Annotated in this window: 8 protein-coding genes; 5 read left to right on the forward strand and 3 right to left on the reverse strand. The window is 68.9% G+C overall.

Annotated elements, in window-relative coordinates:
* Positions 1-231 precede the first annotated feature (231 nt).
* From HDA45_RS28305 to HDA45_RS28315, 3 genes are all read left to right on the forward strand, one after another.
* Positions 232-954 (forward strand): hypothetical protein, encoded by a 723-nt coding sequence (locus HDA45_RS28305; RefSeq protein WP_221471252.1) that lies wholly within the window; start codon positions 232-234, stop codon positions 952-954.
* Complete coding sequence (locus HDA45_RS28310) at positions 945-1,316, forward strand: GntR family transcriptional regulator (RefSeq protein ID WP_184900365.1); 372 nt, start codon at positions 945-947, stop codon at positions 1,314-1,316. Before HDA45_RS28305 ends, HDA45_RS28310 begins: the two co-directional genes overlap by 10 nt.
* Positions 1,317-1,520: 204 nt before the next feature.
* Positions 1,521-2,828 (forward strand): nucleotidyl cyclase domain-containing protein, encoded by a 1,308-nt coding sequence (locus tag HDA45_RS28315; RefSeq protein ID WP_184900367.1) that lies wholly within the window; start codon positions 1,521-1,523, stop codon positions 2,826-2,828.
* A 67-nt stretch (positions 2,829-2,895) separates the two neighbouring features.
* Here the strand turns inward: HDA45_RS28315 and HDA45_RS42480 are convergent, their stop codons facing one another.
* Positions 2,896-3,402: a MarR family transcriptional regulator gene (locus HDA45_RS42480; protein WP_184900370.1), complete on the reverse strand. Its 507-nt coding sequence runs from the start codon at positions 3,400-3,402 to the stop codon at positions 2,896-2,898.
* A 95-nt stretch (positions 3,403-3,497) separates the two neighbouring features.
* On the opposite strand from HDA45_RS42480, the gene HDA45_RS28325 reads away from it, so the two are divergent.
* Complete coding sequence (locus HDA45_RS28325; protein WP_184900372.1) at positions 3,498-4,409, forward strand: EamA family transporter; 912 nt, start codon at positions 3,498-3,500, stop codon at positions 4,407-4,409.
* Here the strand turns inward: HDA45_RS28325 and HDA45_RS28330 are convergent.
* Entirely contained in the window at positions 4,372-10,683 is a 6,312-nt protein-coding gene (locus tag HDA45_RS28330) for a beta-ketoacyl synthase N-terminal-like domain-containing protein (RefSeq protein ID WP_184900374.1), read from the reverse strand. The two genes, HDA45_RS28325 and HDA45_RS28330, sit on opposite strands and share 38 nt — an antisense overlap.
* 148 nt (positions 10,684-10,831) lie before the next feature.
* Here HDA45_RS28330 and HDA45_RS28335 point away from each other — a divergent pair, with 148 nt between their 5' ends.
* A complete protein-coding gene (locus tag HDA45_RS28335; RefSeq protein WP_184900376.1) occupies positions 10,832-11,584 on the forward strand; it encodes a PE-PGRS family protein in 753 nt (250 codons plus the stop codon).
* Positions 11,585-11,634: 50 nt separating this feature from the next.
* On the opposite strand, the gene HDA45_RS28340 is transcribed toward HDA45_RS28335, so the two are convergent.
* On the reverse strand, positions 11,635-12,465 hold the full coding sequence (locus HDA45_RS28340; protein WP_184900378.1) for a poly(ethylene terephthalate) hydrolase family protein: 831 nt from the start codon (positions 12,463-12,465) through the stop codon (positions 11,635-11,637).
* Between the last annotated feature and the right edge of the window lie 491 nt (positions 12,466-12,956).

The raw sequence follows: 12,956 nt of genomic DNA on the forward strand, positions 1-12,956 counted from the left end.
ACGTCTGATGTCCCGAAAGTGGCTTTCGCGGCACCCGGAGGCGGCACCCGGAGGCGGCACCCGGAGGCGGCACCCGGAGGCGGCACCCGGAGGCGGCACCCGGAGGCGGCACCCGGAGGCGGCACCCGGAGGCGACACCCGGGGCCCACTCACGACACAACCCACCCGACCGTCGCGCACTGCGCCCACCCTCCCCGTCTTGTATCATCACCTTGATACAAGACGGGGAGGATGATCGTGCCGTTCGACAACATCGTGGCCGTCGCCCTGATCATGGGCCTGTTCGGCCTGGCGATCCTGGTTCTGCTGTGGCCAGGCGAAAAACAGGGCCGGAAGGTGCTGCGCCGGTGGGGTGTCGACGATCCCTCGCCGTCCGACGTCGCCGAAGCCGTGCGTTATCTGCGCCGCCGCCGGTTCTGGTATCCCTGGCTGTTCCTCGGGTTGCCGTTGCTGGCGGATGTCGCCGGGCTGCGGGGCGACACGACGGCGTTCTTCCTGGCCACCCTGCTCATCGGCGCGTTGATCGCCGAGGTGCTGGCTCAGCGGCCGCGGAGGAGCGCTCGACGTGAGGCCGGGTTGGACCGGCGTGCGGTGTCGGGGCTCATTCCCGTGTGGGGCCTGGTCATCTACGCGGCGATCGTCGTGGCCGCAGTGGTTTGGCTCATTATCCATGGGTGGTGGGCGTTGCTCGGGATCGCGGCGGCCGTCTCGGTGGTCACGTGGCTGGTCATCCTGCTCGCCGTGCGCCGACCGTCCACAGGGGACGGTGCGGCCGACGGGGCGCTGAGGGTTCGCAGTGCCAGGGTGGCCGCGGGGCTGGGTCTGGCCGCGACGGTGACCTTGGCGATCCCCGAAGTGACGAACCTGGGTTCGTGGCTCCTGGTCGTCGCCGGGTTCGCCGGTTGGTACCACCTCGCGCACCGGTCGCGTGCCGAGGTCGCTCGATGCCGCTGAAGGTGGTCGTCGACACGGATCTCGGGATCGCGCCGTGGCGGCAGGTCCGGGATCAGATCGTCCGTTTGATCACCGCCGGCGCGCTGGCGCCGGGCACTCGGTTGCCGTCCATCCGCCAACTCGCCAGGGATCTGGCGCTGGCTTCGGGCACCGTGGCGCGGGCGTACCGGGAACTGGAAGAGAACGGCTGGGTGTACACCGCCCGCGCCAGGGGGACGGTCGTCGCCGAAATCGCCGACCGTCCCGGCAAGGCCGCCCTGCTCCGGGCGGCGGCGGAAGAGTACGCCCGCGTTGCTCGTGAACTGGGCGTCGACCAGGGCGTTGCGCTGGACGCCGTCGCAGCTGCACTGGGCAGGGACTGATTTCGGCGCCTGCCGATTTGCGCTTTCCGCTTGGGGACTGGTAGGAACTCCTCGCCGTTGCCCGGGGAGGGGTGGCCAGGTGAGAAGGAACAGCGATAACTTTGAAAGCTTTTCAGCTTATTCAGGTTGTATTTTCAGCTCGAACGATGATATATGCCGTTTTGATCCATGGTTGCGGTTTTGAGCGAACGGCAGGCGTGACACATGGATGAGCCACTGCAGAAGACGGTCGTCATGGTCGACGTCGCGGGTTTCGGTGTAGGCAGTAATCCGCATCAGCTGGTGGTGCGCGAATGGCTCTTTACTGCTCTCGAGGAGATTTTGGAGGCGGCCGGCCGTTCGCTGCCGGGTTTCTCGCTCGATGAACGAGGCGATGGTGCTCTCATAATTATTCCGCCCGCTGTGTCGGTGGTCAAGGTGGTGCGTATCTTCACGGTTGATCTAGCTCGTAGGTTGCGTGTACGGAATGAGGTTCATCCTGCGGCAGAGCGGATCGCCTTGCGGGTGGCCGTTCATGTGGGACTCGTGCATTCTGATCCGTGGGGGTCGGTGGGATCCGACGTAAATCTCGTGGCTAGGCTTGAAGGCTGTAGAACCTTCCGGCGAATGATGTTATCGCTTGACGCGGAGTTTGGGGTGATTGTTTCCGGGAGGGTTTTCGAGCAAGTCATATGCAATCGTTACGATGATATCGATCCAGCCGCTTTTCGGCGAATTTCAGTATTCAACAAAGAGACACGAACGCGGGCATGGGTGGGATTCGCTGGCATCGCCTCCTCGAACTGGAGAAAGGTTCTCAACAAGCGCAGAAATAGAGCCTTGTTCTCGGTATTTGCGTTGTTTGTAGTAGCCGTGATCCTTAGTGCGGTCCTGGCTGTCGTCTCGTCGAATACTGAGGAGAGTCCTGCTTATCAGGTCCCGTTCACTGCTCAGGCGGCGTACTTGCTCGAGGATAAGCCGATAGCTGTTCACTCGAACTTGTACACTCCGGACGATATTCCTGGATCGAGGTATTGTCGGGATTTGGAGAGCGAGGTTGTCCGCCGGGGTGGGTTCTTCGCCAGCGGGACGCCTGTGCGTATAACGTTGATCGGGCTGGCAAAGCGGACGGTTGTGATTGGGGGAATCCGAGCGCAGGTAATGGAGCGATCGAAACCTGCGACGGGTACGGCCTTCGCGTGCGTTAACTGGATTGACGCAAGGGCGAGCATTCCTCTGACTGTCGACCTCGATTCTTCGGATCCTCGGGTGAGCAAGTCAGTTAACGGCTCGTCGTCTTATTTCGCCGATTCAGTAGTGGAGTTGGCTCCCACTGAGAGTGTCACCTTCGATATCAGGCCGGTTACTGAGGATTGCGCTTGTGGCTGGACGATAAGGCTTTTCTATGCTGACGAAGGGCAGGATCGGGAAATGGTGATCATGGGAGAGGGGGGTGGACTGTTCCGTACTTCGTCAGTCCAAGCCGCCGGGCAGAGTTATGTCGAAACCGGAGGTGTCTGGCGTCGTCGCTAGTTCTATTGTGCTGACGAGAAGGCGACGTCGTCAGTTTGGTGATGAAGCACTCGCCGCCGCGCGGGAGTCACTCCAGTGACGTGTCGCCGAAGTGCTCGAGCAGCAGCCGCAAGCCGCTGATCAGTTCGGCCCACTGCGCCGGGGCCAGGTCGGGCAGGAGCCGGGCCTCGTTCTCCAGGTGCAGGACGAAGACCTCGTCGACGACCTCGCGTCCCTTGGCGGTCAAGCGGATCTTGACCGATCGGCGGTCGTCGCTGTCGCGGACCCGCTCGACCAGGCCCTTGGTCTCCATGCGGTCGATGCGGTTCGTGATCGCCCCCGAGGTGACCATCGCGGCCTTGAGGAGCGCACCGGGTGTCAGACCGTCGGCCTCGCCGGAGCGGCGCAGCGTGGTCAGCACGTCGAACTCCCACGACTCCAGGCCGTGCTCGGCGTTGAACTCCTTGAGCTTCTTGTCGAGGATCCGGGAAAGCCGCTGGAGGCGCCCGATCACCTCGGCAGGCCAGAGCCTGTCTTCGAGGTCCGGCCGCTCGCGTCGCCAGAGCCCGATCACCGCGTCCACCGCGTCGGCCACGGGGCGCCCTCCAATCGTCTCAACATTAAGAGACTTGACATTGACAGAACTCGCTGGTGTTATCTCAACGTTGAGATTATCAGTGAGGAGACATCATGGCGATCGTCGCCGAACGGCCGGTCACCCCGGCCCCGAGCCCGACCCTCCGCGACGCAGGACTGGCCGCGTTGGCACCGGCGAGCTGGGGAACCGTCTACGTCGTCACCGCGACCTTGCTGCCGCCGGACCGGCCGCTGCTGGCCGCCGTGCTGAGGGCGCTCCCGGCGGGGCTGCTCCTGTTGGCCCTCACCAGACGGCTCCCGCGCGGCGCCTGGTGGTGGAAGACGGCGGTGCTCGGAATGCTCAACTTCGGTGCCTTCCTGCCGCTGATCTTCTACGCCGCGTACCACCTCCCCGGCGGCGTCGCCGCGACCCTCGGCGCCCTGCAACCCCTGATGGTGGCCTTGCTCGCGCTCCCGGTGCTCCGCGTCCGGACACCGGCGCCGGTCCTGTTCGCGGCGATCGCCGGTGCTGGCGGCGTCGCCTTGCTGACGCTCTCGGCGGAAGCCCGGCTCGACCCGCTCGGCCTGGCCGCCATGCTCGGCGCCGTCGGACTCGTCGCCGTGGCCATCGTCCTCGCCAAGAAATGGGGCCGTCCCGAGTATCCGCTGGCGATGACCGGCTGGCAGCTGACCATGGGCGGCCTCGTCCTCGCCCCGGCGACGCTCCTGTTCGAAGGCCTCCCGGATTCGCTGACGACAGCGAACCTGCTCGGCTACGCCTACATCGGCATCGTCACCACCGCGCTGGCCTATCCGCTGTGGTTCCGCGGCATCGACCGTCTCGCCCCGGCGTCGCTTTCGCTGCTCACGCTGACCAACCCCTTGATCGCCACGGCCGCCGGATTCCTCGTGCTCGGCCAGACCCTCACCGGCTGGCAGCTCACCGGATTCGCCGTCGCCCTCACCGCCTTGACGCTCAGCCAGACCCTCACCGCCGTTCGCGCAGGAGCCCGGCGAGTTCGGTGACGGTCGGGTGCTCGAAGAGGACGCGCGCGGGCAACTCCAGTCCGGTCAGCTCGCGAAGCCGCGTGCGCAGATCGACGACGGCCAGCGAGTCGATCCCGAGATCGGTGAACGGTTTGTCCTCGGGGATCGTGTCCGGGGTCTGGTGGCCGAGGACCTCGGCGAGTTCGACGCGGAGCAGGTCTCGCAGTTCCTCCTCCGAGGGGTGATCCGGCCAGCGCCGATCCGGTGACGGCGCCGGTCTCGGCGCGGGGCGGGCGAGTCCGTCGGCGATCGGGGGCAGACCGGCGGCCGTGGGGTCGAGCCTGGCGGCGATCAAGACCGGTTCGGCGTGCCCGATCGCGGCGTCGAACAGGGCCAGCCCCTGCTCCAGGGTCAGCGCGGCCACCCCCGAGTTCTGGATGCGGTGCCTCGCCGCTTCGGGGATCTGCGAGCCGAGCCCGATTTCCAGATCCCAGAGGCCCCAGGCGATCGACGTCGCGGGCAGGCCCTCGGCCCGCCGAAGGACGGCCAGCGCGTCGAGACAGCGGTTGGCCGCGGCGTAGTTCGCTTGTCCGGCGTTGCCGAAAATGCCCGCCAGGGAAGAGAAGAGCACAAAGGCCGACAACGGGAGATCCCGCGTGGCCTCGTGCAGGATCCTGGCGGCGTCGGCCTTCGGGCGGAAGACCGTGTCGAGTCCGGCGGTCGTCTGCGCGGTGAACGCGGCATCGGCGACGACAGCCGCGGCGTGCACGACGGCGGTCAGCGGCGGATCGCAGGTGTCGACCAGACGCTGGACGAAGCCGGGGTCGGCGATGTCACCGCCGACGATCCGCACGTCGGCGGGCAGCGACAGCAGCTCTTCGGCGCCGGGCGCGGCGAGGCCGCGGCGGCTGACGAGCAGCAGATGCCGGACACCGTGCGCGGATACGAGATGCCGCGCCAGCGCCGCGCCGAGCGCGCCGGTGCCACCGGTGATCAGCACGGTGCCCGCCGGATCGATCGGCCGGGTGGAGGCGGGTGCGGTCCTGGCGATCCGCAGCGCGTGCGGCACGCCGTCCCGGATCGCCAGCTGCGGCTCGGGGTTGCCGCCGACGAGTTCGCGCACCTCGGTGACGGGGACTTCGGCGTCGACCACGGTGATCAGACCGCGGTACTCGGCCGAAGCGGCGGTGCAGAGCCCGAAGACGGCGGCCGCCGCCGGATCGGTCGCGCCGCGGGTGACGACGACGGTGCGTTCCCCGCGCGGGAGCGTGTCCTGCAGCGCGGTGAGCACGGTCCGGACGTCGCCGCCTTCGACGATCCGGACGTCATCGGCGCGCGCGGCCGGAACGGGGACCCAGCGCGGGCGGTAGAGCATCTCGTTCCCGGCGGGCAGCGGCCGGGTGAGCAGGGATTCCACGATCGCGACCGGCATTCCGGTGGAGTCGAAGAGTTCGACGCGGGCTTCGCCGGGGCCTGTCCGTACACAGTGGACTCGCGCTCGGCGCGCGGCCGGGGCGAACAAGTGGACGCCGCTCCAGAGGAACGGCACGCGCACCTCGGCGTCGGGCGCTTCGGCCAGCGCCAAGGTGTGCACGGCCGCGTCGAGCAGCACGGGATGGATCCCGAACCGGCCGTCGACGCCTTCGGGGAGCGCGACGTCGGCGAACAGTTCGTCGCCGTCCTGCCACAAGCCCGTCACCGCGCGGAAGGCGGGGCCGTACTCGCGGGCCGCGTAGGCCTCGCCCAGTGAGACGGGCTTGATGGCGGGAGGCGGCCAGTCACCTTTCCATGGCTGCGCGAAGACATCGGACGGGCGCAGGCGGCCCGTGGCATGACGTGTCCAGTCGTCGGCGTCCTTGGCGTAGATGTCGATCCGCGGTCCGTCCACGACCACCTGGAGCGCGACGTCTTCGGTCACCAGGAGCGGCGCCTCGATCGTCAGTTCGGCGACACTCGCTTTCCCAGCGTGCAAAGCGATCTCGACGAAAGCGCTGGCGGGGAACAGGGTCGAGTCGCCGACGACGTGGTCGGCGAGCCAGCCGTGCGTGTGCACACCCGTCGAGCCGCCGTGCACGATCCGGGGCGAGTCGGGCGCGACCAGCGCGGGGCCGAGCATCGCGTGCCCGCCGCCTTCCGGGCTCCGGCGCGGTCGCGGATCGAGCCAGAAACGCTCGCGCTGGAAAGGATACGTCGGCAGGGAGACAAGACGGCCGTCGAACACCGAGCGCCACGAGACCGGCACTCCAGCGGTGTGCAGTTCGCCCACCGCTTCCAGCACTCCCCGCGCGGTGTCCATAGTGGACACTGTGGGGAGTACCGCTCCCGCGGCCCTGCTGAGTACGGCCGACGGGCCGATCTCCAGGCAGATACCGGTTCCCGCCGCGGCCACGGCGTCCAGCGCGTCGGCGAACCGGACCGTGTCCCTGGCGTGCCGCACCCAATGCTCCGGACCGATACCGGTGATCGCGCGGCCGGTCAGCCCGGAGACCAGGACGATCTCCGGGCTCCGGTGGGTCAGCCCGGCGGCGACTTCGCGGAACTCGGCGAGGATCGGATCGATCAGCGGCGAATGGAACGCGTGGCTGACGCGCAGCCGCGTGGAACCCGGCCACTGGGCCGCGATCGCTTCGGTCACGCTCTCGGCTCCGGACAGGACAAGGGATCGGGGACCGTTGACCGCGGCGATCGCCACCTGATCGGCGAATTCCCCCACCAGCGGCGCGACCTCGTCCTCGGCCGCCCGGACGGCGATCATGACGCCCCCTGGCGGCAAAGCGGCCATCAGACGGCCGCGCGCGGACACCAGGGCTCCCGCGTCTTCGAGGGACAGAACGCCGGCGACGTGCGCGGCGGCGATCTCCCCGATCGAGTGCCCGGTGACGACACCCGGCCGGACACCCCACGATTCCAGCAACCGGTACAGGGCGACCTCGAACGCGAACAGGGCGGCCTGCGCGTGGTCGGTCCGGTTCAGCAGTTCGCCGCCGTCGAACGCGACGTCACGGACCGGACCGCCCAGCGCCTGGCAGGCCGCGTCGAACGCCGAGCGGAACACGGGGAAGCCGTCCGACAGCTCTTTTCCCATTCCCGCGCGTTGCGCGCCTTGCCCGCTGAAGAGACAGGCCGCGGTCGCCGGTGCGCGCACGGTCCGGCCGCGGCGGCCGCCCGTGGCGAGCGCGCGCAACGCGTCGAGGTCGCCGGACGGCACCATCGCGCGGTGTTCCAGCGAAGTGCGGGTGGCGAGGGTGAACGCGACATCGGTCTCGTCGCGTCCGCTCGCCGTGGCCAGCAGCCGGGAGGCGACCGCGCGCAGGGCGCCGTCGTCGGCGGCGCTCACCAGCCACGGCGCCGCGAGCGGCTCCGGGCGGGCGGTCTCGGCCGGCGGTGGTGCTTCCGAGACGAGAACGTGGGCGTTGGTGCCGCCGATCCCGAACGCGGAAATCCCCGCGTGCCGGGGTTTCGGCCCGGCACGCCAGTCCCGCGCTTCGGCGAGCAGGGTGACGTCACCCGCCGACCAGTCGATCCGGGGGCTCGGATCGTCGGCGTGCAGCGACCGCGGCAACCGCTCGTGCCGCAGTGCTTCCACCATCTTGATCACCCCGGCGACCCCCGCCGCGGCCTGGGTGTGCCCGATGTTGGCCTTCACGGACCCGAGCCACAACGGCCGGTCACGTCCGCCGCCGTACGCGGCGATCAGCGCCTCCGCCTCGATCGGATCGCCGATCGGGGTGGCGGTGCCGTGCCCTTCCACGGCGTCGACGTCCGTTGCCGCGAGGCCCGCGTCGGCCAGCGCGGACGCGATCACCGCGCGCTGCGCCCGCCCGCTCGGCGCGGTCAGCCCGTTCGACGCCCCGTCGGAGTTGACGGCCGAACCGCTCACCAGCGCCAGCACCGGATGCCCGTTCCGGCGAGCGTCCGAAAGCCGCTCCAGCAGTACGACACCGGCCCCCTCGGCCCAGGCCGTGCCGTTCGCGCCCGCCGCGTAGGAACGGCATCGCCCGTCCGGGGAAAGGCCGCGCTGACGGCTGAACTCGAGGAAGGTGCGCGGCGTCGACATCACCGTGGACCCGCCGGCGACGGCGAGCGAGCATTCCCCGGCGCGCAGCGCGCGCACGGCCCAGTGCAGCGCGACCAGCGAGGAGGAGCACGCGGTGTCGACCGTGATCGCGGGGCCGGTCAAACCGAAGGTGTAGGAGATCCTGCCGGACGCGAGCGCGTGCGAAGACCCGATGCCCAGCCGTCCTTCCAGCTGATGTCCTTCGAGACGGCTCGCGTAGTCCTCGTGCATCACCCCGACGAACACGCCGGTGTCGCTGCCCCGCACCTCGGCAGTGTCGAGACCCGCGCGTTCGAACAGCTCCCACGACGTCTCCAGCAGCAGCCGCTGCTGGGGGTCGGTCGCCAGCGCGTCACGCGGCGACATGCCGAACAACGCGGGGTCGAAATCCGCGGCGTCGTACAGGAATCCGCCGCGGCGGGTGGTGGACCCGCCGATCCGGCCGGGGTCCGGGTCGTACAGCGCCGCGACATCCCAGCCCCGGTCGGACGGGAAGTCGCCGGTGGCGTCGACACCGCCGGCCACCAGGTTCCACAGCTCTTCGGGCGAGGTCACGCCACCGGGGAACCGGCAGGCCGTCGCGACGATGGCGATCGGTTCGCCTGCCCGAGCGGACACGGTTCCCGTCCTGGCGGGCCTGCTTTCCCCGGACAACAGCCGGTCGAGTTCGCCGATGACCGCGGCCGGTGTCGGGAAGTCGTAGACGAGTGACTGGGGGAGGTCGAACCCGATCGCACCCGCCAGCCGGTGCCGCAACTGCACGCCGCCCACCGACGTCAGACCCAGTTCGGCGAACGGCCTTTCTCGCCACTGTTCACCGAGGTCCTCGTCGCCCAGTTCGGCGAGCGCCTCACGCACCAGAGCTTCCCCATCGCCGGGCCGGGGGACGCGCAACGCCCGCCGTAGCGCCTTTCCCGACGTTGTCCTGGGAAGCCGTTCGATCCGGTGGAAGGCCACAGGGACCTTGAAGGGGGAGAGCCGCTCACGGCACAGCCTGCGCACCTCGTCGAGGTCCGGCTCGGTAGGGCCGGAGACGAGGAACGCCACCGGCACCGCTCCGAGGACCTCGTCAGGTCTTCCCGTCACGAGGACGTCGTCCACCTCCGGGAATTCGGCGATGACCGCTTCGATCTCGGTCGGGTGCACGTTCTGGCCACCGCAGACGATGACGTCGTCGACCCGGCCGTCGATCGTGAGCCGCCCGTCGGCGAACCTGCCCGCGTCACCGGTCCGGTACCAGCCGCCGACTCCCGCGGCGCTCGGCGCCACCCCGGGGCCGCGCACCTCGATCTGCCCGTCGACGACGCGGATCTCCATCCCCGGCAACGGGGTCAGGTCCTCCTCGCCGGGGAGCTGGGCGGCGATCTTGCCGCTGGTCTCGGTACTGCCGTAACCGTCGAGGACGGGGATGCCGAACAGCTCCCGGACGGCGGCGCGTGCCGACGGGGTGCAGGGCGAGCCCCCGGACAGGCACAGGCGCGGCGCGGGAAGGGGGTGCCGTATCTCCTGCCGCAGGTTCAGGAAGGTCGCGGGGACGCCGGCGAGGACGCCGCCGGGATACGCCGTGAGCGCCGACGGCAGATCACGGCCGACGATCCTCGTATGCGTGCCCAGCGCGATCGTCCCGGCGAAGGCCAGCGACAACGCGTACGCGTGGTGCAGCGGAAGCGGCCACAGAACGGTGTCGGTGCCGGAGATCCCGTACATCGGGCCGTAGCAGACCGCCGACGACCAGAGGACCGCCCGTTGCGTCGTCAGCACCTCTTTGGGGCGGCCGGTGGTGCCCGAGGTGTACAGCAGCCAGGCGGGTTCGTCGAGGCCGAGATCGTCCCGCGGCTCACCTCGGGCGGGCGGCGGCTCGTCCTCGACGAACACCACTCGCAGCCGCGGCCGCTCCGCCTGGACTTCGCGCACGGTCGCGGCGTGCCGTTCCTCCGTGACCAGCAGACCGGCGCCGGAGTCGGCCACGAGCCGCGTCAGCTCGGCCGTCGTCGATCGCACGCTCGCCGGGACACCGATTCCGCCCGCCCGCAGGACCGCCAGGCAGTATTCGGCGAATTCGACGCGCGCGCCGACGTGCACCAGTACCCGGTCGCCCCGGGCGATTCCGAGCCCCGTCGCCAACCGGCCGCTCGACTCCAGCACTTCCCCGAAGGTCAGGGTCCGGTGCTCGTCGGTGAACGCGGGCCGATCGCCCGGAAGCTCCTTCAGCAACGTCACCAATGGCCGCGGCGGCCCGCCGCGAATCTCGGTCATTACACGAAGGTATAGCGACGCTGCTCCACGCTGGTACAAACGGGCCCGGTCGCGAACGCAGCGAAGTCTTTTCTTGCCCGATCGTGCACTATCCGCCGACGAATCGCGCATTCCAGACTGGATGTCCAGCACCGATCCAGGAGGAATCATGACCGAGACCGTGACCACGCAAGCCTTCGAAGCCGTTGAAGGCGAACAGAAAATCCACGTTCCGGCGGACGCGAAGTGGGGTCGTTTCAAGTTGCGAGGAGGACAGGGCGGGCACGGTAACGCGGATTCCGGCGGCCCCGGCCACGGTGCCGAAGTCGACGCGACCGTGCCGGTCAAAGGCGGGGAAACACTCACAATCCATGTCGGTAAACAAGCGGGCAGATCCGGTGGATCGGGATTCACCACCGGCGGGAGAGGCGGGTCAGGAGAAACCGATACCGGCCGCAATGGCGGAGGCGGCGGCGGATCGAGCGCGGTCTGCCGCGGCGGCGTGCCCTTGATCGTGGCAGGCGGGGGAGGCGGCGCCGGTGGCGGATCACTGGTGGGCCGCGGCGGCGACGGCGGGGCGGGGGACAAGACGCCGCACAGGGGCGACAACGGCGAAAGCGGGACTCTCGGGGTCGGCGGCGACGGCGGAGGCGGTGGTACCGCGAAGACGTCCAAGGGTGACAACGGCCAGGGCGCGCCAGGAGCGTCGACAGCCGGTGGCGGCGGTGGCGGCGGCGCGGGGTACACGCTGAAGGGCGGCGGCGGAGGCGGGGGCGGGAAGTCGGGGACCAACGACTCGGCCGGAGGCGGCGGCGGAGCCGGTACTTCCTATTACGTGGACGGTTCTCGTGAGCCGTCGATCCACAAGACCGGCGCGAAGGGTAACGGAAAGGTCGAACTGCTGGAGTGGTTGAAGAAGTGACCACGACGGATGCCCTCCCCCGCTTGGCTGGGGGAGGGCATCCGCCCGCCTCAGGCGGCCTTCTTGTTCCGCTCTGTCGCGGACCAGCCGTCCTTGTCCTGGCCGAGACCGAAATCGTTGCCATAGAAGACACTCTTGGCGTTCTGGTCGTCGGCGAGGTGATACTGCAGCCAGGCGGTGATGGCGCCGAGGAGGCGGTATCGCGTCTCGCCCTGGAGGAAGTGGGTGGCGCCCTTCAACTGGCCGTAGACGGCGGGAACCTGGTCGCAGGCGAGGAAACGCCCGCGGACGTAGAAGGCGGGCACGATGGTGTCCGCCTGCCCGGACACGAAGAAAGCGGGTCCGTGCAGCTTGTTCACGGTGCCCTGCGGTCCAGGCATGATCGGCAGCGTCGTCTTCACCAGCGGATCGGCGCCGGCCGCGATCGCGCCGCCCCCGCCTTGCGAATGCCCGGCGGCGGCGATCTTCCCGGTGGCGATCCGGCCTTCGAACACACTGCCCGAGCGGGAGTTCTCCGCGATCAGATACCGGGCGCCCGCCAGCATCTCCTTGCCGGACCCCGATTGGCCGGTGTTCGCGGCCGCGACGACGTAACCCCAGCTCGCGAGATGGGTGAACAGGAGGTCGTACTGATCGACGGTGGCGCCGGTGCCGTTGCCCCAGATCAGGACCGGATGCGCGGTGCTGTCGGAGGCGATGTCCGCGGGGTAGTAGAGGGTGTGCGCCGGGCCGCCCGGTGCTTTGACCGCCTTGTGCGGGCCCGTTTTCTCGTAGACGCGGGGGCTGGTCGAGGCCGCGGCGACGGCGGGCTGGGGGGCCAGCGTGGTGGCGAGGGTCAGTGCCGTGACGGCCAGCAGTGCCCTGCGGCTCAAGGAACGCATGGTGCCTCCGAAGGGTCGAGAGGTTGTTCCTCGATCATTCCAAGCGGAGAGGAAAGGCGAGCTGGAGGTTTCCCAGGTTTGGCGTCTGGGGATTGTGAACGGTGACAAGGGGGTGCGTAGGGATACGTACTCAAAATCCACGTGGTCCGAGCCGGTACTTTCGCGTGATCAGACGGACGACACGTGTGATCGAGTGGACGACACCCGTGACTGGGCGGACGACACCCGGCCACGGCCGGATCGTAGGTAAGTGAGCACGGTTGGGCCTCGCGCTCTTGCCGCTCGCGAGTGCTCGGTTATGTGTCGGTGCGGGGGTCGTGAGTGGCAAGTGGTGTTCTGGCGGACCGGTATTTGCCGACCCACTGGAAACGGACTTCGCCTCGGCGAGTTAGCGGAGCTCGGGCTGGCGTGACCAGCATGCCCTGCGACGGTGAAGGATTTAGGACACTGAACGTCCCAATTCCTTCATCGTCGACTTCGACGTCCGAGGG

This window comes from Amycolatopsis umgeniensis (genome assembly GCF_014205155.1).
In the GTDB taxonomy this organism is placed as follows: Bacteria; Actinomycetota; Actinomycetes; order Mycobacteriales; family Pseudonocardiaceae; genus Amycolatopsis; species Amycolatopsis umgeniensis.